The sequence below is a fragment of the Cellulosimicrobium sp. 4261 genome (assembly GCF_040546915.1).
Lineage (GTDB): Bacteria > Actinomycetota > Actinomycetes > Actinomycetales > Cellulomonadaceae > Cellulosimicrobium > Cellulosimicrobium cinnabarinum.
Genome location: NZ_JBEPOQ010000002.1, coordinates 333811 through 355541 on the forward strand (window position 1 = coordinate 333811; position 21731 = coordinate 355541).

At 74.7% G+C, this 21731-nt stretch carries 23 protein-coding genes; 2 read left to right on the forward strand and 21 right to left on the reverse strand.

The annotated features are described in order from the left end of the window. Window position 1 precedes the first annotated feature (1 nt). The 10 genes from carA to ABIE39_RS03845 form a co-directional block, all read right to left on the reverse strand. Window positions 2–1240: a glutamine-hydrolyzing carbamoyl-phosphate synthase small subunit gene (carA, locus tag ABIE39_RS03800; protein WP_074806318.1), complete on the reverse strand. Its 1239-nt coding sequence runs from the start codon at window positions 1238–1240 to the stop codon at window positions 2–4. 44 nt (window positions 1241–1284) lie between these two features. Beyond that, window positions 1285–1983 carry a PH-like domain-containing protein gene (locus ABIE39_RS03805; RefSeq protein ID WP_354050513.1) on the reverse strand — a complete coding sequence of 233 codons (699 nt, stop codon included), beginning with the start codon at window positions 1981–1983 and terminating at the stop codon, window positions 1285–1287. Continuing rightward, window positions 1980–3341: a dihydroorotase gene (locus tag ABIE39_RS03810; protein ID WP_209829158.1), complete on the reverse strand. Its 1362-nt coding sequence runs from the start codon at window positions 3339–3341 to the stop codon at window positions 1980–1982. Before ABIE39_RS03810 ends, ABIE39_RS03805 begins: the two co-directional genes overlap by 4 nt. Further along, a complete protein-coding gene (locus ABIE39_RS03815; protein ID WP_114553673.1) occupies window positions 3338–4429 on the reverse strand; it encodes an aspartate carbamoyltransferase catalytic subunit in 1092 nt (363 codons plus the stop codon). The genes ABIE39_RS03810 and ABIE39_RS03815 overlap by 4 nt, the downstream gene beginning before the upstream one ends. Next, window positions 4426–5109: a bifunctional pyr operon transcriptional regulator/uracil phosphoribosyltransferase PyrR gene (gene pyrR, locus ABIE39_RS03820; RefSeq protein ID WP_114553674.1), complete on the reverse strand. Its 684-nt coding sequence runs from the start codon at window positions 5107–5109 to the stop codon at window positions 4426–4428. The genes ABIE39_RS03815 and pyrR overlap by 4 nt, the downstream gene beginning before the upstream one ends. A 180-nt stretch (window positions 5110–5289) precedes the next feature. Further along, window positions 5290–5709 carry a transcription antitermination factor NusB gene (nusB, locus tag ABIE39_RS03825; RefSeq protein WP_021482611.1) on the reverse strand — a complete coding sequence of 140 codons (420 nt, stop codon included), beginning with the start codon at window positions 5707–5709 and terminating at the stop codon, window positions 5290–5292. Window positions 5710–5742: 33 nt separating this feature from the next. Beyond that, complete coding sequence (gene efp / locus ABIE39_RS03830; RefSeq protein ID WP_021482610.1) at window positions 5743–6306, reverse strand: elongation factor P; 564 nt, start codon at window positions 6304–6306, stop codon at window positions 5743–5745. A gap of 109 nt (window positions 6307–6415) precedes the next feature. Next, window positions 6416–6898 (reverse strand): hypothetical protein, encoded by a 483-nt coding sequence (locus tag ABIE39_RS03835; protein ID WP_255181201.1) that lies wholly within the window; start codon window positions 6896–6898, stop codon window positions 6416–6418. Further along, the gene (locus ABIE39_RS03840; protein ID WP_209829155.1) at window positions 6895–7533 is read right to left on the reverse strand and encodes a hypothetical protein; all 639 of its coding nucleotides are present in this window, start codon (window positions 7531–7533) and stop codon (window positions 6895–6897) included. The genes ABIE39_RS03835 and ABIE39_RS03840 overlap by 4 nt, the downstream gene beginning before the upstream one ends. A 60-nt stretch (window positions 7534–7593) precedes the next feature. Beyond that, window positions 7594–8052 (reverse strand): type II 3-dehydroquinate dehydratase, encoded by a 459-nt coding sequence (locus ABIE39_RS03845; RefSeq protein ID WP_114553966.1) that lies wholly within the window; start codon window positions 8050–8052, stop codon window positions 7594–7596. A 197-nt stretch (window positions 8053–8249) separates the two neighbouring features. Between ABIE39_RS03845 and ABIE39_RS03850 the strand changes: the two genes are divergently transcribed. Further along, complete coding sequence (locus ABIE39_RS03850) at window positions 8250–9017, forward strand: glycerophosphodiester phosphodiesterase family protein (protein WP_074806295.1); 768 nt, start codon at window positions 8250–8252, stop codon at window positions 9015–9017. Window positions 9018–9033: 16 nt separating this feature from the next. On the opposite strand, the gene aroB is transcribed toward ABIE39_RS03850, so the two are convergent. From aroB to aroC, 3 genes are read right to left on the reverse strand one after another with little or no spacing between them, the layout of a single operon-like run. Beyond that, a complete protein-coding gene (gene aroB / locus ABIE39_RS03855; RefSeq protein ID WP_354050518.1) occupies window positions 9034–10218 on the reverse strand; it encodes a 3-dehydroquinate synthase in 1185 nt (394 codons plus the stop codon). Then, window positions 10215–10838: a shikimate kinase gene (locus ABIE39_RS03860; protein ID WP_175008582.1), complete on the reverse strand. Its 624-nt coding sequence runs from the start codon at window positions 10836–10838 to the stop codon at window positions 10215–10217. The genes aroB and ABIE39_RS03860 overlap by 4 nt, the downstream gene beginning before the upstream one ends. Next, a complete protein-coding gene (aroC, locus tag ABIE39_RS03865) occupies window positions 10838–12055 on the reverse strand; it encodes a chorismate synthase (protein WP_175008692.1) in 1218 nt (405 codons plus the stop codon). The genes ABIE39_RS03860 and aroC overlap by 1 nt, the downstream gene beginning before the upstream one ends. A 203-nt stretch (window positions 12056–12258) precedes the next feature. On the opposite strand from aroC, the gene ABIE39_RS03870 reads away from it, so the two are divergent. After that, a complete protein-coding gene (locus tag ABIE39_RS03870) occupies window positions 12259–12969 on the forward strand; it encodes a prepilin peptidase (RefSeq protein WP_354050520.1) in 711 nt (236 codons plus the stop codon). A gap of 12 nt (window positions 12970–12981) precedes the next feature. Here ABIE39_RS03870 and ABIE39_RS03875 read toward each other — a convergent pair whose 3' ends face one another. The 8 genes from ABIE39_RS03875 to ABIE39_RS03910 form a co-directional block, all read right to left on the reverse strand. Beyond that, window positions 12982–13860, reverse strand: a complete 879-nt coding sequence (locus ABIE39_RS03875) for a shikimate dehydrogenase (protein ID WP_175008584.1) — start codon at window positions 13858–13860, stop codon at window positions 12982–12984. Continuing rightward, window positions 13857–15011 carry an endolytic transglycosylase MltG gene (gene mltG, locus ABIE39_RS03880; RefSeq protein ID WP_354050522.1) on the reverse strand — a complete coding sequence of 385 codons (1155 nt, stop codon included), beginning with the start codon at window positions 15009–15011 and terminating at the stop codon, window positions 13857–13859. The genes ABIE39_RS03875 and mltG overlap by 4 nt, the downstream gene beginning before the upstream one ends. Next, the gene (gene ruvX, locus ABIE39_RS03885) at window positions 15008–15544 is read right to left on the reverse strand and encodes a Holliday junction resolvase RuvX (RefSeq protein ID WP_255437130.1); all 537 of its coding nucleotides are present in this window, start codon (window positions 15542–15544) and stop codon (window positions 15008–15010) included. The genes mltG and ruvX overlap by 4 nt, the downstream gene beginning before the upstream one ends. Then, window positions 15541–18228, reverse strand: coding sequence for an alanine--tRNA ligase (alaS, locus tag ABIE39_RS03890; protein WP_175008586.1), 2688 nt, complete (start codon window positions 18226–18228; stop codon window positions 15541–15543). Before alaS ends, ruvX begins: the two co-directional genes overlap by 4 nt. A gap of 66 nt (window positions 18229–18294) precedes the next feature. Further along, complete coding sequence (locus tag ABIE39_RS03895) at window positions 18295–18654, reverse strand: hypothetical protein (protein WP_076404900.1); 360 nt, start codon at window positions 18652–18654, stop codon at window positions 18295–18297. Next, window positions 18654–19064 (reverse strand): DUF948 domain-containing protein, encoded by a 411-nt coding sequence (locus tag ABIE39_RS03900; RefSeq protein ID WP_175008587.1) that lies wholly within the window; start codon window positions 19062–19064, stop codon window positions 18654–18656. The genes ABIE39_RS03895 and ABIE39_RS03900 overlap by 1 nt, the downstream gene beginning before the upstream one ends. A 247-nt stretch (window positions 19065–19311) precedes the next feature. Further along, the gene (gene rpsD / locus ABIE39_RS03905; protein ID WP_074806274.1) at window positions 19312–19938 is read right to left on the reverse strand and encodes a 30S ribosomal protein S4; all 627 of its coding nucleotides are present in this window, start codon (window positions 19936–19938) and stop codon (window positions 19312–19314) included. 198 nt (window positions 19939–20136) lie between these two features. Beyond that, window positions 20137–21621, reverse strand: coding sequence for an AAA family ATPase (locus ABIE39_RS03910; protein ID WP_175008588.1), 1485 nt, complete (start codon window positions 21619–21621; stop codon window positions 20137–20139). Window positions 21622–21731: the final 110 nt, after the last annotated feature.

Genomic DNA, 21731 nt, shown 5'->3' on the forward strand with positions numbered 1-21731 from the left:
GTCAGCTCTCCTTGGTGGTCTGCTCGACGGCGTCGGAGCCTGCGCCCGCCGCGCCGGCGGCGCGACGCGACGTCATGAGCTCGACGAAGCGGTCGAAGAGGTACGCGGCGTCGTGGGGGCCGGCCGCGGCCTCGGGGTGGTACTGGACGGAGAAGGCGGGCAGGTCGAGGCACTCGAGCCCCTCGACCACCTGGTCGTTGAGCCCGACGTGGGACACGACGACGCGCCCGTAGCGGCCGCCGTCGTGCGGGGCGACGGACTCGCCGTCGAGCGGCGCGTCGACCGCGAACCCGTGGTTGTGCGCCGTGACCTCGACCTTGCCGGTGCGGCGGTCCATGACGGGCTGGTTGATGCCGCGGTGGCCGTACGCGAGCTTGTACGTGCCGTAGCCGAGCGCACGCCCGAGGATCTGGTTGCCGAAGCAGATGCCGAAGAACGGCGTGCCGCGGTCCAGGACGCCGCGCAGCAGCTCGACCTCGTGCGTCGCGGCGCTCGGGTCGCCCGGGCCGTTGGAGAAGAACACGCCGTCGGGCGCGTATGCCTCGATGTCCGCGACCGTCGACGCGGCGGGCACCACGTGCACGCGCACGCCGCGCTGCGCGAGGCGCTGGGGCGTCATCGACTTGATGCCGAGGTCCACGGCGACGACGGTCGCGACGGGCTCGCCGTCCGGCGTCGTGCCCTCGAAGGGCTCGACGACGTACGCCGTCTCCGTGCTCACCTCGCGGGCGAGGTCGGCGCCGGCCATCGCAGGCGCCGCCTTCACCTCGGCGACGAGGTCCTCCACGGTGCGCGGGTAGCCGTCGCGCACGAGCGCGTCGCCGGAGAAGATGCCCGCGCGCATCACGCCGAGCTCGCGCAGGTGGCGCGTGAGGGCGCGCGTGTCGACGTCGCTGATGCCGACGACGCCCTGGGCCGCGAGCTCCTCGTCGAGGGTGCGCTGCGCGCGCCAGCTCGACGCGCGGCGGGCCGCGTCGCGCACGACGTACCCGGCGACCCAGATCTTGCCGGACTCCGGGTCCTCGTCGTTGACGCCCGTGTTCCCGATGTGGGGGGCCGTCATGACGACGATCTGCCGGTGGTAGGAGGGGTCGGTGAGGGTCTCCTGGTAGCCGGTCATGCCGGTGTTGAAGACGATCTCGCCGACGGTCGTGCCGCGCGCGCCGTACGCGCGACCGGCCTGCACCGTGCCGTCCTCGAGGACGATCAGGGCCCGGTCGGGGGCGGGTGCGCCGGTCACCGAGGTGACTGCGGTCGGTGAGCTCACTGCGTTCGCTGAGGCGGTCAAGGTGCTTCCTCGTCGTTCTCGTCGGTGCCGGGTGCCGCGCTCTCGCGCGTCGGCGCCGGGCCGTCCTGGTCGGTGGGTGCGTCGGTGGCGCTGCTCGGCGCCCCGGTTCGTCGTTCGCGGGTACCGTCGGCGCCCGGGCTCCGGGGTCGGCCGGCGAGGTCGCGCACGGCCTCCAGGAGACGCAGGACGTCGTGGTCGTGGCGCGGCATCAGCCCGGTGTCCAGCCGGACCTCAGGGTGCGCCGGCGCCTCGGGCGCGTCGGCCGGGACCGGCTCTGCCGGGACGGACCACGTCACCACGACGATGGCCTCCTTCCCGACGAACTTCCCCGCCATGCCCGGGGTGAGCGCCACGTCCTCGACGGCCGCCGCGGGGACCCACACGTCGTCGGCGCCGCGGCGCGCGACGTGCAGGCCGCCGTCGTGCACGGTGACCTGGGCCTGCGCCCGGTCGCCGAGCCCGTGGACGCCGACGCGCGCGAGCCAGTCGCCCGCGAGCGTGCTCGACACGTACAGCGCGTCGAGCGGGCCGAGCACGACGCCGCCGCGCGCGGGCTCCGTCGGCACCGCGGGCGGCGTCGGCACGAAGCCCGCGGAGCGGCGCACGAGCCGGCGCCGGCCGACGAGCACGAGCGTCAGCAGGACGACGCCGAGCACGATCCAGATCCCGGCCGCGACCGGCTGCGGCAGGTTCACGCTCCCACCCCCCGACCGGCGGTGAACGCCTCGACGGGCGCGCCGTCGAGCACGGTGGCCCGGCCGCGCAGGAACGTCGCGACGACCGCACCGGGCAGCTCGCGGCCCTGGAAGGGCGTGTTGGTGCTCGCGGTGGCCTGCCCGGCGCCGTCGACCACGCGCCGCGCGGCCGGGTCGACGAGCGTGACGTTCGCGGGCTCGCCGACCTCGAGCGGACGACCCTGGGCGCGCTCCCCCGTGTCGATGCGGCCGATGCGCGCGGGCGCGCTCGACAGCACGCGCGCGACGTCGGCCCACGTCATGCGGCCCGTGTCGACCATGGTCTGCTGCACGACGCTCAGCGCCGTCTCGAGGCCCGTCATGCCGAACGCGGCCGCGGCCCACTCGCAGTCCTTGTCCTCGCGCGCGTGCGGCGCGTGGTCGGTCGCGACGATGTCGATCGTGCCGTCCGCGAGACCCTCGCGCACCGCCTCGACGTCCGCGGCCGTGCGCAGCGGCGGGTTGACCTTGAAGGTCGGGTCGTAGCCGCGCGCCAGGTCGTCGGTGAGGACGAGGTGGTGCGGCGTGACCTCGGCCGTGACGTCGATCCCGCGGCCCTTGGCCCAGCGGACGATCTCGACCGAGCCGGCGGTCGACAGGTGGCACACGTGCAGGCGCGAGCCCACGTGCTCCGCGAGGAGCACGTCGCGCGCGATGATCGCCTCCTCCGCGACCGCGGGCCAGCCCGCGAGGCCGAGCTCGGCCGACACGACGCCCTCGTTCATCTGGGCGCCCTCGGTGAGGCGCGGCTCCTGCGCGTGCTGGGCGACGACGCCGTCGAACGCCTTGACGTACTCGAGGGCGCGGCGCATGAGGATCGGGTCGTCGACGCACTTCCCGTCGTCCGAGAACACCCGCACGCGGGCCGCGGAGTCGGCCATCGCGCCGAGCTCGGCGAGCTGCTCGCCCGCGAGCCCGACGGAGACGGCGCCCACCGGGTGCACGTCGACCCAGCCCGCGTCGCGCCCGAGGCGCCACACCTGCTCGACGACGCCCGCCGTGTCCGCGACCGGGGTCGTGTTGGCCATCGCGTGCACGGCCGTGAAGCCGCCCGCCGCCGCGGCGCGGGTGCCGGACGCGATCGTCTCGGCATCCTCGCGCCCCGGCTCGCGCAGGTGGGTGTGCAGGTCGACCAGCCCGGGCAGGGCGACGAGGCCCGTCGCGTCGACGACGACCGTGCCGTCGTCGTCCGCGGCGCGCGCTGCGCCGACGGGAGCGAGCTCGGCGACCACACCGTCCGCGAGGACGAGGTCGACGGGGTCGCCGCCGAGCGGGCGCGCGCCGCGCAGGACGTACGTGGTGGTTGCGGCGCTGCTCACGAGGCGGAGACCCTTTCGACGGCGGGGACGGGCTGGGCGGAGGGCAGGGGCGTGGACGACGCCGCGGCGTCGGCCTCGTCGCTGCCCGCGAGGAGGAGGTAGAGCACGGCCATGCGCACGGCGACGCCGTTCGCGACCTGCTCCACGATCACCGCGCGCGGCGAGTCCGCCGCCTGCGCGGAGATCTCGAGGCCGCGGTTCATGGGGCCGGGGTGCAGGACGACGGCGTGCTCGGCGAGGAGTCCGAGGCGCCGGGCGTCGAGCCCGTACTTGCGGCTGTACTCGAGCGGGTTCGGGAAGAAGGCCCCGCCCCCGGCGCCGGCGCCGCTCATGCGCTCGCGCTGCACGCGCAGCATCATCACGGCGTCGGGGCCGCCGTGCGCCGTGTGCCCCGCGAGGGTTGCGTCCAGGTCGTAGGAGACCTCGCACGGCCACGTCCGGACGCCGACCGGCAGGAGCGTGGGCGGCGCGACGAGCGTCACGCGGGCCCCGAGCGTGTGCAGCAGGTGGACGTTGGAGCGCGCGACCCGGGAGTGCAGCACGTCGCCGACGATCGCGACGTGGCGTCCGTCGAGGCCGGCACCTCGTGCGGCGGCGTCGTCGGGGCCGCTCGCCCCCGGGGAGGTCAGGCCTGTCCCGGTGAGGTGGCGGCGCAGCGTGTACGCGTCGAGGAGCGCCTGCGTCGGGTGCTGGTGCATGCCGTCGCCCGCGTTGACGACGGCCGCGTCGAGCCAGCCCGCGTGCGCGAGCAGGTGCGGGGCGCCCGACGCCTGGTGCCGCACGACGACCGCGTCCGCGCCCATCGCCTGGAGCGTCAGCGCCGTGTCCTTGAGCGACTCGCCCTTGGACACGCTCGACCCCTTGGCCGAGAAGTTGATGACGTCCGCGGACAGCCGCTTCGCCGCGGTCTCGAAGGAGATGCGCGTGCGCGTCGAGTCCTCGTAGAAGAGGTTGACGACCGTGCGCCCGCGCAGCGTCGGGAGCTTCTTGATCTCGCGCGACTGCGTCGCGGCCATCTGGGCGGCCGTGTCGAGGATGCGGACGGCGTCGGCGCGTCCGAGGTCCTGGGTCGAGAGCAGATGCCTCATGCGCGGGCCTCCCCACCGTCGGTGGCGGCCGCCTGCGGGGCCGCGGGCCGGATGACGACCGCGTCGTCGGACGCGTCGCCCGCCGCTGAGGCGCCGTCGATCTCGGCGAGGCGCACGCTCACGCGCTCGGACGTCGACGTCGGCAGGTTCTTGCCCACGAAGTCGGGGCGGATCGGCAGCTCCCGGTGGCCGCGGTCGACGAGCGCCGCGAGCTGCACCGCGCGCGGGCGGCCGAGGTCGCTGATCGCGTCGAGCGCGGCCCGGATCGTGCGGCCGGAGTACAGGACGTCGTCGACGAGGACCACGACCTTGCCGTCGATCCCCGACGCGGGCAGGCGCGTCGCGCCGATCGTGCGCGTCGGGTGGCGGTGCAGGTCGTCGCGGTACATCGTCACGTCGAGCTCGCCGACGATCGCGTGCGGGTCGGGCGCGCCGTCTCCCTCGATCGCGGCGAGTCGCTCGGCGAGCCGGGCCGCGAGCGGGACGCCGCGCGTCGGGATGCCGAGGAGGACGAGGTCGTGGGCTCCCTTGTTGCGCTCCACGATCTCGTGGGCGATGCGCGTCAGCGCGCGGGAGATGTCCGCCGCCGTGAGGACGACGGTCCCGGCGGTCGGCCCCGTCTCGGGGTCGGACCCCGGCCGGGGTGCGGATGGTGTGGGCACAGCAGCGCCAGAGCTCATGTCCGGCGACCTCCTTCCCCGCCTCACAGGACGGGCCTTAAAGGATGTCTGACGGTCACCCACCCTACCGCCGGTGGTCCGGCGGCCGGGTGCGCGTCCCGCCCGGTGGGACGCGGCGTCGGTCACACCCGTGACCGACGCCGCGCGAGGCGTCGTCCCGGCCGAGACCGGGCGCCGCGGTCAGGCCGTGATCGTCGGCTTCATCTCGACGATGCGCGCGAGCAGCCCGTTGACGAACGACGGCGAGTCGTCGGTCGACAGGGAGCGCGCGAGGTCGACGGCCTCGTCGATCGCGACGACGTCCGGGACGTCGTCGTTGAAGAGGATCTCCCAGCCGCCGATGCGCAGCAGGGCCCGGTCGACCGCGGGCATGCGCTCGAGCGTCCACCCGTGGGAGTAGGTCTCGAGCAGCTCGTCGATGCGCTCGCGGTGGGCGAGCACCCCCTCGACGATGTCGACCGCGTACTGCGGCAGCGCGGTCTGCGCCGTCCCGGGGTCGGCGACGCGCTCCGCGAGGAGGGTCGTCGGGTCCACGTGACGCTGCTCCGCCTCGAAGAGGACGTCGAGCGCGCGCTTGCGCGCCTTGGTGCGTGCGGCCATGTCAGTCCGTCGTCTGTCCGTCGGTGCCGGCGGTCAGTCGTTCACGCGGCCGAGGTACGACCCGTCACGCGTGTCGACCTTGACCTTGGTGCCCTGCTCGAGGAAGAGCGGGACCTGGATCTGCGCGCCCGTCTCGAGCGTCGCGGGCTTGGTGCCGCCCGTCGAGCGGTCGCCCTGCAGGCCCGGCTCGGTGTACGTGATCTCGAGGACGACCGAGGCCGGCAGCTCGATGTAGAGCGGCTGGCCGTCGTTCGACGCGATGAGCACGTTCTGGTTCTCGAGCATGTAGTCCTTGGCGTCGCCCACGATCTCGGCGCCGACCGTGATCTGGTCGTACGTCGAGGTGTCCATGAACACGTAGTCCGCGCCGTCCTGGTACAGGTACTGGAAGTCACGGCGGTCGACGTTGGCGGTCTCGATCTTGAGCCCGGCGTTGAACGTCTTGTCGATCGTCTTGCCCGTCATGACGTTCTTGATCTTGGTGCGGACGAACGCGCCACCCTTGCCGGGCTTGACGTGCTGGAACTCGATCACGGTCCACAGCTGGCCGTCGAGTCGCAGCACGGTGCCGTTCTTGATGTCGTTGGTGGTCGCCACGTTCGTCTTCCTGTCGGAGGGTCAGCGGTCCCGTCGACGCGCCACCGCGCGCCGGGACGGCACGAGGGGGCCACGCGAGGGCGGGATGCGGAAATGGGCCTTGACGATCTTACCGGAGCGCGGCGAGGACCGCGTTCGCCACGACGCCCAGGGTCGCCGCCCAGCACATCGAGGCGAGCGTCCCGATGACGAAGCGCTCCGACGCGACGGGGTGCTCGCGCAGCTCGGGATAGCGGCCCAGGCCCTTGATCGCGACGACGAAGGCGATGCCGCCGGGCTCGCCCGCGAGGAGGCAGCCCGTGATCGCGAACCGTTCGAGGATCCCGATCCACGTCCCGCCGCGCAGAGCCTTGACCGCCTCCGTCCCGATCGGCCCCGTCGTCGGAGGGGGCGGCGGGGGCACGGGCACGGCCGCCGGGTCCGCAGGGGCCGCGCGCCGGGGCCGGCCGGCACGCCCCGGAGCGGCGGAGCCGCCCGAGCGCGCCGCCGCGCGCAGCACCCACTGGGTCACGGGGCCGCCGCCGAGGACGCTCGCGGCGAGCGCGACCACCCAGACGACCACCACGAGCACGACCGTCACCGGGTCCGTCACGCCTTCTCCTCCTGCCGATCCACCGGCGGCCCCTCGTGGAGCTCGCCCAGCAGCCTCGCGACCACGGGCCGCACCGCCGCCTCCTCGGGCCACAGCGCGGTGCGCAGCCGCTGGCTGACCGCCTGCTCGGACACACCGAGCGCGCGAGCCACATCCTTCTGGGTCCCACCCACACGCGCCAGCGCGTCGACGGCCTCCCACCCGGGCGCGGTGCGCCGGTCCGCGACCGCCGCGAGGAGACGCAGGAGCGCCTCGACCTCCGCGGCGCGCGACGCGGGCTCCCCGCGGACGGCGACGGGCGCGGTGGCCGCGCGCGACTTCGCCTGCTCCACCGCCTCGCGGGCCAGGACGAACGCCGTGCCCGACGCCTCGCGCGACACCGCGGGCAGCGGCTCGTCGACGGGCCCGACGCCGAGCCCGACGCTCCAGCCGCCGTCGCGCAGGAGGTCGAGCACGACCTCGACGACGACCTCCGGGTGGTCGAGGACCCCCTGGACCTCGTCGCCGACGGTCCGGTCGAACGGGACCACGACACCGGCGCGGTCCGCCAGCACCTCCTCGAGGCGCGCGAGCACCTCGGGGACGCGATCGGGACGACCGGTGCTCCCCCGCTGGTCGACGGTGAGGACGTACATACCCTCAAGGCTAGACCCTTGTTCCCACTCCATCAAGCCTTGGGGCTTGATCGAGCACGATCAAGCCTGGGCCGCTCCACGCAGGCGCGCGGCGACCGCCTCGAGCGCGAGCCGGTAGGAGTCGAAGCCGAAGCCCGCGATCGTGCCCGTCGCCACCGCGCCCACCACGGAGTGGCTGCGGAACGCCTCGCGCGCCGCCGGGTTGCTCAGGTGGACCTCGACCAGCAGCAGGCCGGACGTCGTGACCTGCGCGGCGGCGTCGCGCACCGCGTACGAGTAGTGCGTGAACGCGGCCGGGTTCAGCACGACGTGGGTCCGGGCGTCGACGGCCTCGTGCAGCCAGCCGACGAGCTCGGACTCGTCGTCGGTCTGCCGCACGTCGACGGCGAGGTCGAGCGCGCTCCCCCACGTCGACGCCGACGCACGGAGGTCGGCCATCGAGGCCGAGCCGTAGATCTCCGGCTCCCGCACACCGAGCCGACCGAGGTTGGGTCCGTTGAGGACGAGCACGCGTTCCATGGCGCCCGAGCCTAGCCGTGCCGGGGCCGGCGACGGCGAGACGTCCGTGCCCGCTCCCGACGGGCGACGGACCACGGCCTCGGGCACGCTGGCGGGGTGACCCTCAGCGCTGCCCGCCCTCTGCCCCCGGTCCTGCTCCTGCCGCTGCCCTGCGCACCCGGCCCCGCGCCGTCCGACGCCCGCCCAGGGGCGGCCGCATGAGCGCGACGCGCTACCTGGACGTGCCCTTCGCGGCGCTCGCGCACCGCGGCTTCTCGCGCGAGGGTCTCGAGAACTCGATGGCCGCGTTCGCGGCGGCCCGCGAGCTGGGGCTCCGGTACGTCGAGACGGACGCCCACGCGACGTCGGACGGCGTCGCCGTGGCGCTCCACGACGCCTCGCTGGACCGGACGACGGACGCGCGCGGCCTCGTGGCCGACCTCCCGTGGCGCACGGTGCGCGCCGCCCGGATCGGCGGACGAGAGCCGGTGCCGTCGCTGGAGGACGTCCTCGGGACGTGGCCGGACCTGCGGGTCAACGTCGACGTCAAGTCGGCGGCGGCTGCCGAGCCGGTCGCGCGCGCGATCGAGCGCACGCGCGCGCACGACCGCGTGTGCGTCGCGTCGTTCGCCGCGGCGCGCCGCGAGGCGACCGTCGCGCGGCTCTCGCGGCCTGTGACCGTGTCCGGCGCGCGGGGCGCGGTGGTGGGCATGCTGCTCGCGGGGCGCGCCCGCGTCGACGCGCTCGCCCGACGAGCCGCGCGCTCCGTCGACTGCCTCCAGGTACCGGTGCGCGAAGGCTGGGTGCGCGTCGTGGACTCCGCGTTCGTGCGGGCCGCGCACCGGGCCGGCGTCGCGGTGCACGCCTGGACGGTCAACGACGCCCCGACCATGCACCGGCTGCTCGACCTCGGGGTCGACGGGATCGTCACCGACCGCTCGGACGTGCTGCGCGACGTGCTCCGCACCCGAGGGCTGTGGGCCTGACCTCGACCGTGGCCCCTCAGAGGGCGATCGGCCCGCGGCCCACCGGGGCGTCCGCCGCGATCTCCGCGTAGGCCGCGGCGAGCAGCGTCGGGTCCGGACCCTCGAGGCGGGTCGGGCGGGCGACGTCGTCGAGCACGACGAACCGCAGGAGGTCGCCGCGCGACTTCTTGTCACGGCGCATGGCCGACATGAGCTGCTCCCAGCGGTCGCCCCGATAGGTGAGGGGCAGCCCCAGCGAGCCGAGGATCGCCCGGTGCCGCTCGACGACGGCGTCGTCCAGCTTCCCGGCGAGGCGCGAGAGCTCGGCGGCGAACACCATGCCGACGGAGACGGCCGCGCCGTGGCGCCACTGGTAGCGCTCGGTGAGCTCGACGGCGTGGCCCAGCGTGTGCCCGTAGTTGAGGATCTCGCGCAGGCCGGCCTCCTTGAGGTCCTCCCCCACGACGCGCGCCTTGACCGCGACCGAGCGCTCGACGAGCTCGGCGACGACGGCCCAGGTCTCGTCCGTCGTCGGCCGGGTGCCCCACGCGGCGAGCGCGTCGGCGTGCTCCTCGACGAGCTCGAGGATGCGCTCGTCCGCGATGAACCCGGTCTTGACGACCTCCGCGAGACCCGCGACGAAGTCCCAGCGGCCGAGCGACTCCAGGGCCGCGAGGTCGCACAGCACGCCCGCGGGCGGGTGGAACGCACCGACGAGGTTCTTGCCCTCGGCCGTGTTGATGCCGGTCTTGCCCCCGACCGCGGCGTCGACCATCGCGAGGAGCGTCGTCGGCACGTGCACCACGCGGATGCCGCGCAGCCACGTCGCGGCGACGAAGCCGCCGAGGTCCGTCGTCGCACCGCCGCCGACCGTGACGACCGCGTCCGTGCGCGTGAAGTCCAGCTGTCCGAGCACGCCCCACAGGAACGCCGCGACCTGCGCGGTCTTGGACTCCTCCGCGTCCGGGACCTCCGCGACGTACGCCTCGTAGCCCGACGCCTTGAGGTCCTCGTGGACCACCTCGGCCGTCGCGGCGAGGGCCGCGGGGTGCACGACGAGCACCCGGCGCACCCGGGCGCCGAGCATGGCGGGCAGCTCGCCGAGCAGGTGGCGCCCCACGACGACGTCGTACGGCTGCTCGCCCGAGACCCGCACACGCGTCGGCGCGGCCGCGGTCGTGTCCTGGGCGGGGGTGATGGCGTCGGGGGTCGTGTCGCTCACGCGTTCTCCTGTTCGACCGGGGTTCCGGCGGGGTCGGCCGGCGCGGGTGCGGGCGTCGTGCGCCCGGGAGTGCCGGGCGCACCGTCCACGAGGTGCTCGCGGATCTCGCGCGCGACCTGGGCGGGCGTGCGCGCGTCCGTCGCGACGTGCAGCGTCGAGACCCGCTCGTAGACGGGGCGCCGCGCCTCCATGAGCGCGGCCCAGCGCGCCCGCGGGTTCCCGAGCAGGAGCGGACGCGCCTGGTTGAGGCCGACGCGCGGTGCGGCGTGCGCGAGGCTCACGTCGAGGAAGACGACCGTCCCGCCCGCGGCGACGTACGCGGCGAGCGCGGTCTGCGTGTGCTCGTCGAGCACCGCGCCGCCGCCCAGGGCGAGGACGCCGTCGTGCGTCGCGAGCGCGGTCGTCACGGCCTCGCGCTCGAGCTCGCGGAAGTGCGGCTCGCCGTGGTCGACGAAGATGTCCGCGACCGGCTTCCCGGCCGTGGTCTCGACGTCGACGTCCGTGTCGCGCTGCGCGAGGCCGAGCAGCTCGGCCAGGTGGCGCGCGACGGTCGACTTCCCGCTCCCGGGCGGCCCGACGAGCACGACGACCGGCCGGGTCCCCGGGGCGACGGGCGTCATCAGCGCTGCAGCTCGGGGATCGCGGCGAGGTACGCCTCGGCGTTACGGCGGACCTCCGCGACGGAGTCGCCGCCGAACTTCTCGAGCGCCTGCTCGGCGAGGACGAGCGCGACCATGGCCTCGGCGACGACCGCCGCGGGCGGGACCGCGCACACGTCGGAGCGCTGGTGCTGGGCCTTGGCGACGTCGCCGGTGACGACGTCGACCGTCGCGAGCGCGCGCGGCACCGTCGAGATCGGCTTCATGGCGGCGCGCACGCGCACCACCTCGCCGTTCGACATGCCGCCCTCGACCCCGCCGGCGCGGTTGCTGCGCCGGTGGATGCGACCGTCGGCGCCGCGCTCGATCTCGTCGTGCGCGGCGGACCCGCGGCGGCGCGCGGTGCGGAAGCCGTCGCCGACCTCGACGCCCTTGATCGCCTGGATGCCCATGAGGACGGCGGCGAGGCGCGCGTCGAGGCGCCGGTCGCTCTGCGCGTAGGTGCCCAGGCCCGAGGGAACCCCGTACGCGAGCACCTCGACGACGCCGCCGAGCGTGTCTCCCGCCTTCTGGCACTCGTCGATCTCCGCGACCATGGCCGCCGCGGCGTCCGGGTCGAAGCAGCGCACCGGGTCGGCGTCGAGCGCGGCGACGTCGTCGGGGCCGGGCACCGGCGCGTCCTCGGGGACCTCGACCGGCCCGATCGCGACGACGTGCGACACGAGCCGGACGCCGAGGGCCTGCTCGAGGAACTTCGCCGCGGCCGTGCCGAGCGCGACCCGCGTCGCGGTCTCGCGCGCCGAGGCGCGCTCGAGCACCGGTCGTGCGTCCTCGAAACCGTACTTGCGCATGCCGACGAGGTCGGCGTGCCCGGGGCGCGGCCGGGTGAGCGGGCGGTTGCGCGCGATCTCCCGGACGTCACCCGTCCCGGCGTCGACGAGCAGCGCCTCGGGCGGCACGGGGTCGGACGACATGACGTCGACCCACTTGGGCCACTCGGAGTTCGCGATCTCGATGGCGAGCGGACCACCCTGGGTCGCGCCGTGGCGCAGGCCGCCGAGGACGCGCAGCTCGTCCTGCTCGAACTTCTGGCGTGAACCGCGGCCGTACCCGAGGCGGCGACGCGCGAGCGCGGCGCGCACGTCGTCCGTCGTGAGCGCGACGCCCGCGGGCAGCCCGTCGAGGATCCCGACCAGCGCCTCGCCGTGCGACTCACCCGATGTCAACCAACGCAGCATGATCGCCATCCTCCCACGTCGGCGCCGTCGTCCCGGCGGCCGCCCGCAGTGCGGACCGACGGCGTGCGACGACGGTCGAGCGGTCCCCTGAGGCGTCGGTCCCGCGGTCCCCTGCGGCGCGGCGCGCAGCTCCGTGCCCGCCGACGCGGCGGCCTGTGGACGACGACGTCGCGCGCCTCCGCGGGCACGCTACGGTGCCGCGCATGGTCCAGCAGGGGGACGGGACGAGGCACGCCGCGACATCGCGCCGCGGGTCGGGTGACGACGAGCCGGACGAGGCGCGGGCGGCCGTCGTGACCGCGGGCGCGCCGAGGACGTGGGGACGACGCCGTCGCGCCGATCTCGCCCGCGAGCTCCGGGTCGCGGGCCGGGCGGGTGGAGTGCTCGCGCTGCTCGCGGTGCCGGCCGCGGCGTGGTGGTCGGGCCTGTCGTGGGCGACGCCCGCCGTCGCGGTCGTCGCCGCGGCAGGCGCGCTGCTCGCCGTGATCGACGTGCGCACGCACCGCCTGCCGGACGTGATCGTGCTCCCGACAGGGGTCGCGGTCGTCGTGCTGCTCGCGGTCGCGTCGCTCGCGGCGGGCGACGGGGAGCCGCTCGTCCGCGCGCTCGCCGGCGGCGCCGTGGGCTTCTGCGCCTACGCCGCGCTGCGGCTCGCGCACCCGCCCGGGCTGGGGTTCGGCGACGTCAAGCTCGCGGGCACGCTCGGCGCCCCGCTCGCGTGGTTCGGGTGGGCCGAGCTCGTCACCGGGCTCCTCCTGCCGTTCCTGCTCGGCGGGGCGTGGGCGCTCGGCCTGGTGGTCTCGCGGCGCGCTCGCCGCGACACGGCGGTGGCCTTCGGCCCGTTCATGGTGCTCGGCGCGGGCGTCGCCGCCGGCTGGGGCCAGACGACGACCCGCGCGGTCCTCGGCGGCTGATTCGCGTGGGGCTCAGACCGGGGCGCCGAGCGCGGAGCCGAGGGCGCGGTCCATCGTCGCCAGCGGCGCAGCCTTGCCCGTCATGAGCCGCACCTGCTCGGCCGCCTGGTGCAGGAGCATGCGCTCGCCGCCGACGACGGTGCCGCCGCCCGCGGCCCAGGCGACGGACAGCGCGGTGGGCCGGGGGTCGTAGACGACGTCGAGGAGGACCCCGCCGGGCGTCACCGCGGCCTGGGACAGCGCGCCCGCCACCGGGTCGGCGGCACGCGACGGCAGGGTGGCCACGACGGCGTCCGTGCGCACGAGGCGGTCGACGAGCGCGGGCGACGCCGGGTCCAGCACCTCGAACCGCGGCTCGACGCCCATGCGGTGCGCGGCGCGCTGCAGGGTTCCCGTGCGCCCCAGCGAGCGCACGAGGACGGACGGTGCGGTGCAGCCCAGCTGCGCCAGCGCGGCGAGCGTCGAGGCGGCGGTCGCGCCGGCGCCCAGCACGACGGCGGAACGGACTTCCCGCTCCCCCAGCCCTTCGCGCAGCGCCGCGACGAGGCCGTGCACGTCGGTGTTCGTCCCGACGAACGTCGGTCGTGTCCCACCCGTAGGCTGCACCACGAGCGTGTTGACCGCCCCGACGACGTTCGCGAGCGGGTCGACGTGGTCCAGCAGCGGGATCACCGCGTGCTTGAGCGGCATGGTCAGGCTCAGGCCCGCCCACGAGGCGTCGAGGCCGTTGACGAAGGCCGGGAGCTGCTCCTCGGTCGTGTCGATCGCCTCGTAGGACCACCCGTCCAGCCCGAGCGCGTCGTACGCGGCACGGTGCAGCACCGGCGACAGCGAGTGCGCGACGGGGTGGCCGAGGACGGCCGCCCGGCGCGGCGGGCGCGTCGTGCTCACCCCTCGTTCTCCGCCAACCACTGCCGGTACTCCTGCTTGAACTGCTCGAACTCCGCGTACTTGTCGGTGAACTTCGTCTCTCCGGTGTCCAGGTTCACGGTCACGTACCAGAGCCACGGGCCCTCCGGTGCGTTGAGCACGGCCTCGACGCTCTCCCGGCTGGGGCTCCCGATCGGGGTGGGGGGCAGGCCCTGGTGGACGCGCGACGCGTACGGGAGGTCGGGGTTCTGGAACTCCTCGGTCGTGATCTGACCGGCCGGCTTGCCCAGCCCGTAGACGTCGATCGCGTCCATGCCGAGCGGCATGCCGTCCTCGATGCGGTTGTAGATGACGCGCGCGACCTTCTGCCGCTGCTCCGCGTTCTTGCCCTCCCACTCGACGATCGACGCCATCGTGAGCACTTCCTGGAAGCGCTCGGGCGCCACGCCGAGCTCGGCGAGCTCGCTCGTGGTCTGGCTGACCATGCCCTGGATGATCCCCGTGGCGGTGACGTCGCCCGGCTCGAGGACGTACGTCGTCGGGTAGAGCCAGCCCTCGTAGTTGCCGTTCGCCTCGGCGGGCAGCCCCGTGGCGGCGGTGTCGGCCATGGCCGCCTCGAACTCGGCGACGGGAATCCCGGTCACGGAGGACGACCGCTCGAGCACCTGCTTGACCGTGTAGCCCTCGGGGATCGTGATCTTCGTCTCGACGCGCGAGTCGTTCGCCACGAGACGCGCGACGGCGTCCTTCGCCGACATCCCGAGGAGCAGCGTGTGCGTGCCCGGCTGGATCTTGCCGGCGTTCGGGTTGTCCTCGAACGCGTTCGCGAACGCCGCGGAGCTCGCGACGACGCCCGCCTCGGTGAGCACCGCCCCCATGTCGCGGCCCGTCGAACCGGGCTCGATCACGACGTCGACGGGCTCGGTCCCCGGGCCCTCGAAGTCCTTCGCCTCGAGCGGGTTCGCGAACCCGAAGAGGTCGGACGCGTTGTTGAGCAGCAGGTAGCCCGCTCCGCCCACCACGAGGAGCGAGACGAGCAGGACCACGAGGGCCCGGCGGCGCCGGCGCTGGCGTCGCTTCTTCGCGGCCCGGCGCGCGCGCTGCTCGGCGCGCGAGGAGCGCGCGGGCTGCTGCTCGCCCTGGACTGCGGGCCGTTCGAACAGGTCGGTCACGGTCGGTGGTCTCCTGTCGGGTCTACAGGTTCTCCGGCGCGCACCCCCGCGCCCCGCTCGGCCTCGAGAGCGGATTGCAGAATGATAACGGCGGCGGCCTGGTCGACGACGCTCCGGTGCTTGCGACCGGCGCGTCCCGACGCGTGCAGCGCCTGGTGGGCGCTGACGGTCGTCATCCGCTCGTCGACGAGGTGCACCGGCACCGGTGCGACGACGCGAGCCACCGCACCAGCGTACGCCCGGGCGCCCTGGGCGGCGGCGCCCTCCCCGCCGGAGAGGTGCCGCGGCAGGCCCACGTACACGACCTGGGCGTTGCGCTCCTCGACCTCGGCCGCGATGCGGGCGACGTCGGCGGGGACCGCCGCGCCGGCGCGCGTGTCGCGTGCGAGGGTCTCGACGGGGGTCGCGACGAGACCGTCAGGGTCGCTCGCGGCCAGGCCGACGCGGACGCTGCCCACGTCGACGCCGAGGCGCGCCCCCCGCGGGAGGGGGGCGCGCCCGTCGTCTGCGGGCTGCACGGGCAGGCCGGTCACGCGCCGGCCGCTGCGCCGTCGCGCACGCCCCGGAGGGCGGCGGGCAGCGCGGACACGTCCGTGCCGCCGCCCTGGGCCATGTCGTCCTTGCCGCCGCCACCGCCACCGAGCGTCTGGGCGGCAGCCTTGGCGAGCACGCCAGCGCGCAGCCCGGCCGCACGAGCGGAGGCGTTCGTCACGACGACGACCTGCGGGCGACCCTTCGCGACGCCGCCGACGGCGACGACCGCGGGCTCCGCCTCGCCGAGACGGCCGCGCACGTCGAGCGCGAGCGCGCGCAGGTCGTCCGCGGACGCGACCTCACCGGCGTCGTGCACGACGACGCGCGTGCCGCCCACGAGCTCCGCCCCGGCGGCGAGCGTGCCGGCCGCCGCGAGGAGCTGGGCCTGCCGGAGCTGGGCGAGCTCCTTCTCGGCGTCGCGCAGGCGCGACACGAGCGTGCTCACGCGGTCGGGCAGCTCCTCGGTCCGCACGTTGAGCAGACCCGTGAGCTGGCCCACCAGCGCGTGCTCCTTCGCCTGGAACCCGTACGCGCCGTCACCGACGAGGGCGTCGACGCGCCGCACGCCCGAGCCGATCGACGACTCGCCGAGCAGCGTGACGAGGCCGAGCTGGCCCGTGCGCTGCACGTGCGTGCCGGCGCAGAGCTCGCGCGACCAGTCGCCGCCGATGGAGACGACGCGCACGGTGTCGCCGTACTTCTCGCCGAACAGCGCCATCGCCCCCAGGGCGCGCGCCTCGGTGATCGGCATGAGCTGGTCCGTGACCTCGAGGTTCTCCTGGAGCTGGGTGTTGACCCGCTCCTCGATCTCCGAGAGCGCGCCCGAGGGCACGGCGGACGAGCGGCGGAAGTCGAAGCGGATGCGGCTGGGCGCGTTCTCCGACCCGGCCTGCGTCGCGTCCTTGCCGAGCGACTCCTGGAGCGCCTTGTGGATCATGTGCGTCGCCGAGTGGGCGCGGCTGATCGCCTTGCGACGGTCGCGGTCGATCGTCGCGGTGCCCGGGTCGCCGAGCGCCGCGGTGCCCTCGACCAGGCGGCCGCGGTGCACCGACAGGCCCTTGATCGGGCGCTGCACGTCGTCGACCTCGATGGTCGCGCCGCCGTCGAGCACGATCGTGCCGTGGTCGGCGAGCTGGCCGCCGGCCTCCGCGTAGAACGGGGTGCGGTCGAGCACGACCTCGACGTCGGCCGGCGCCGTCGCGGCCGGGGCGGGGACGCCGTCGACCAGCAGGCCGGCGACGCGCACCGCCGCGGACGACTCGGTGTACCCGAGGAACTCCACGGGCGCCGCGAGCTCGGACGCGAGCGACTCGTACGCCGCCGTGTCGACGCCGCCCGAGCGCTTCGCGAGCGCGTCGGCGCGCGCCCGCTGGCGCTGCTCGGTCATGAGCGCGCGGAACGCCTTCTCGTCGACCTGGACGCCCTGCTCGGCCGCCATCTCGAGCGTGAGGTCGATCGGGAAGCCGTACGTGTCGTGCAGCGCGAACGCCTGGTCGCCGCCGAGCAGCGGCGTCCCGCCCGAGCCGGCCGCAGCCTTGGCCCGCGACACGGCGGTGTCGAGGATCGTCGTGCCGGCCGTGAGCGTGCGCCGGAACGCGTCCTCCTCGGTGTAGGCGACGTCGGAGATGCGCGCGAAGTCGGTCGCGACCTCCGGGTACGACGGCGCCATCGCGTCGCGGCTCACCGGGAGCAGCGCGGGCATGGCGCGGTCCTCGACGCCGAGCAGGCGCATCGCGCGCACCGAGCGGCGCAGCAGACGGCGCAGCACGTAGCCGCGGCCCTCGTTGGACGGGCGCACGCCGTCGCTCATGATCATCAGGGCCGAGCGGACATGGTCGGCCACGACGCGCATGCGGACGTCGTCCTCGTGGTTCGCGCCGTAGCGCTTGCCGGAGAGCGCCTCGGCCGCGGTGATGACGGGGAACACCTCGTCGATCTCGTAGAGGTTGTCCTTGCCCTGGAGGAGGTAGGCGACGCGCTCCAGGCCCATGCCGGTGTCGATGTTCTTGCGCGCGAGCTCCGAGACGATCCGGAACTCCTCCTTGGACTTCACGTCGTCGATCGCGTACTGCATGAAGACGAGGTTCCAGATCTCCAGGTAGCGGTCCTCGTCGACGACGGGGCCACCCTCCTGGCCGAACTCGGGACCGCGGTCGATGTAGATCTCCGAGCACGGGCCCGCGGGGCCGGGCTGGCCCGTGGACCAGTAGTTGTCCTTCTTGCCGCGCGCCTGGATGCGCTCGTCCGGCAGGCCGGCGATGCGCTTCCAGAGCTGCCGCGCCTCGTCGTCGTCGTGGTAGACGGTGACCCACACGCTCTCGGGGTCGAACCCGTACTTCCCCTCCTCGCGCGCGCCCGTGACGAGGTCCCAGGCGTAGGTGATCGCGCCTTCCTTGAAGTAGTCCCCGAACGAGAAGTTGCCGTTCATCTGGAAGAACGTGCCGTGGCGCGTCGTCTTGCCGACCTCGTCGATGTCGAGGGTGCGCACGCACTTCTGGACGCTCGTCGCACGGTCCCACGGCGGGGTCTGCTCCCCCGTCATGTACGGGATGAACGGGACCATGCCCGCGATGGTGAACAGCGTGGACGGGTCCGGGGAGACGAGCGACGCCGACGGCACGACGGTGTGGTCGCGGTCGGCGAAGTAGTCGAGCCAGCGCTTGCGGATCTCGGCGGTGCGCATGATGTCCTTCGGAAAGAGGTCGGTGGTCGTGCGGGGTGGTGCGGTGGGCGCCGCGGGCTCGGCGTCCTAGAAGGAGTAACCGAGCAGGTCCTCGACGTCGTCCGTGTCGTCGAAGGCGTCCCGGTCGGCGGCGGCGGGGCGCGCGTGGCGTCCGGCCGCGCGACGTGCGCGGACGGCGTCCGGGTCCTCCTGGCCCTCGGCGAGCAGCGCCGCCATGAGCTCCTGCTCGCGCGCGTCGCGCGCGAGCGCGAACTCGGTGCGGAAGTCGCGGGCGATCTCGACGACCTTCTCGCCGAGGCCGTTCACCTGCTCGGTCGCCTGGTCCACGAGCGACGCCGGCGCGTAGCGCGCCAGGACCTTCTTGCCGCGCACGACGACCACGACCGTGATCGCGACGCCGACACCGATCCAGAAGACCCGGCGCATCAGCGCGACCCCTCGGCGCGGCCCGTGGACGAGGCCGACGACCGGCCCGACGACCGACGGCCGCCGAACGAGCGCGCGGCGGCCTGGCGCACGCCGTAGGTGAACGCGGCGACCTTGACCAGCGGCGCGCCGAACGTCGCGGCGTACAGGCCCGTGAGCGCGGAGACGTTCTCGCTCACCTGGGCGGCCGACGTGGTGATGGTGTCGACCTTGACGAGCTGGCTGTTCGTCGTGGCGACGGTCGTCGCGGCCTCGTCGAGGATCGGCACCGAGTGGTCGGTGACCTCCTTGATGCTCGCGCGCGCCTCGTCGAGCACGCGGCCGAGCTTGAGGAGCGGCACCGCGAGCAGGCCGACGAGCAGCACGAACGCGACGGCTGCGATGAGGCCGGCCACATCTCCCAGGGACATTCTTCCTCCAGTGCCAGTCACGGTGCCGCGTGCGCGGCACCCGTGCGCCGTGCGCGCGGGACGGTCGTCGCCGCAGGGCTCCTCGCGGACGCACCCACGGCTCCGCGAAACACTACCCGCACCAGGGCGGGGACCGTCGTCGGGCACGGCGCGACCGCACCCGCGGGGGGCGGGCCGGCGCACCGGCCCGGACGCACGAACGCCTCGCTCGCCGACGAAGCGGTGAGCGAGGCGTCCGGGGCAGGAATCAGCGAGCGTAGTACTCGACGACGAGCTGGACCTCGCACTGCACGGGGACCTCGGCGCGCTTCGGGCGACGCGTGAGCACCGCGCTGAGCTTCTCGAGCTGGACGTCCAGGTAGCCCGGGACGGCCGGCAGCACGTCGCGGTGCGCGCCCGCGGCCGCGACCTGGAACGGCGTCGTCGCCTGGCTCTTCGGCTTGACCTGGAGGGTCTGGCCGGGCTTCACGCGGAACGACGGACGGTCCACGATCTTGCCGTCGACGAGGATGTGGCGGTGCGTGACCGCCTGGCGCGCCTGCAGGATGGTGCGGGCGAAGCCGGCGCGCAGCACGAGCGCGTCGAGACGCGTCTCGAGGTTCTCGACGAGCGCCTCACCGGTCAGGCCCTTGTCCTTGCGGGCGTCCTCGTACGCACGCGCGAGCTGCTTCTCGCGGAGCATGTACTGGGCGCGCAGACGCTGCTTCTCGCGGAGACGGACCGCGTAGTCCGACTCGGTGCGACGGCGGGCGCGGCCGTGCTCACCCGGGGGGTACGGGCGCTTCTCGAAGTGCTTGACGGCCTTCGGGGTGAGGGCGATGCCCAGGGCGCGGCTCAGGCGGACCTGGCGGCGCGAGCGCTTGACAGACGTCACAGCGGTGTCTCATTCCTGTCGTTCGGGTTCTGACGTCACACCTGGTCCCGAGAACCGGGTCCGGGTGCGGGACCAGCCGATGGACCGCGCGCTCTTCCGTGAGGAAGGGCGAGGGGTCGGGGCCGAGGTCCCAGGTGGTCGCCGTGCAGGCAACCTGAGCAGTCTACCGCACGCAGGGCGTCGCGGTCCCCGACCCCGTCAGCGCGCAGGACCGTCCTGCCCGAGGATGTCGCGGATGCGCCCGAGCCGGTCCGTGACCTGCCGCTCGTACCCGCGGTCCGTGGGCGTGTAGTACCGCGACCCGACGAGGGAGTCCGGCAGGTACTGCTGCGCGGCGACGCCGTGCGGCGCGTCGTGCGCGTACCGGTAGCCCGCACCGTGACCGAGCTGCTTGGCGCCCGGGTAGTGCGCGTCGCGCAGGTGGGGCGGGACCGACCCCGCCTTCCCGGCGCGCACGTCCGCGAGCGCCGCGTCGATCCCGAGGTAGGCCGCGTTCGACTTGGGCGCGGTCGCCAGGTGCACGACCGCCTCGGCGAGGACGATCCGGCCCTCGGGCATGCCGATGAGCTGGACCGCCTGGGCGGCGGCGACCGCGGTCTGCAACGCCGAGGGGTCGGCCATGCCGACGTCCTCCGCGGCGGCGATGACGATGCGGCGCGCGATGAAGCGGGGGTCCTCCCCCGCCGCGATCATGCGGGCGAGGTAGTGCAGGGAGGCGTCGACGTCGGAGCCGCGCATCGACTTGATGAAGGCGGAGACGACGTCGTAGTGCTGGTCGCCGTCGCGGTCGTACCGCACCGCGGCGACGTCGACGGCGCGTTCGACGGCGTCGAGGTCGACGGGCACGGGCGGGGGGCCGGCGTCGGGCGTGCCGCGCCCTGCGCCCTCGGCGTCGTCGTCGGCCGACGCGGCCGCTGCGGGCACGGGTACGGGGGCGTCGGACAGCGCGGCGCCGGCGGCGGCCTCGAGCACGGTGAGCGCCTTGCGCGCGTCGCCGCCGGCGAGGCGCACGAGGTGGTCCTCCGCCTCGTCGGTGAGCGCGACGAGGCCGCCGAGGCCACGCTCGTCGGCGACCGCGCGGCGCACGAGCGCCCGGACGTCGTCGTCGCCGAGCGGCTGGAGGGTGAGCAGGAGGGAGCGCGACAGCAGCGGGGAGTTGACGGAGAAGCTGGGGTTCTCCGTGGTGGCGGCGACGAGCGTGACCCAACGGTTCTCGACAGAGGGCAGGAGCGCGTCCTGCTGCGACTTGGAGAAGCGGTGCACCTCGTCGATGAACAGGACGGTCTCCTCGCCGCCGGTGGCGAGGCGGCGGCGCGCGTCCTCGACGACCGTGCGGACGTCCTTGACGCCCGCGGTGACGGCCGAGAGCTCGACGAAGCGGCGGCCGGAGGCGGTCGCGATGAGGTAGGCGAGCGTCGTCTTCCCGGTGCCGGGCGGGCCCCAGAGGATGACGGAGCCGGGCGCCGCGCGACCGCCGGACGCGTCGCTCTCGGCACCGGACCGGATGAGCCGCCGCAGGGGCGAGCCGGGCACGAGGAGGTGGGCCTGGCCCGCGACCTCGTCGAGGGTGGCGGGGCGCATGCGCACGGCGAGCGGGGCCCCCGGTCCGGGTCGCGGCGTGCCCTGCGCGCCGGAGGTGGCGGCGCCGAAGAGGTCGCCGCCGAAGAGATCACCGGTGGACATGGGCTCGAGCCTACGCACCGCCGCCCACGCGGAGGTGCCGGGCCGGGGAGGTCGGGTGAACGTCCGTCGCCGGGGCGCGGGAGATCTGACACGCAGCGGGAGCGGGTGGG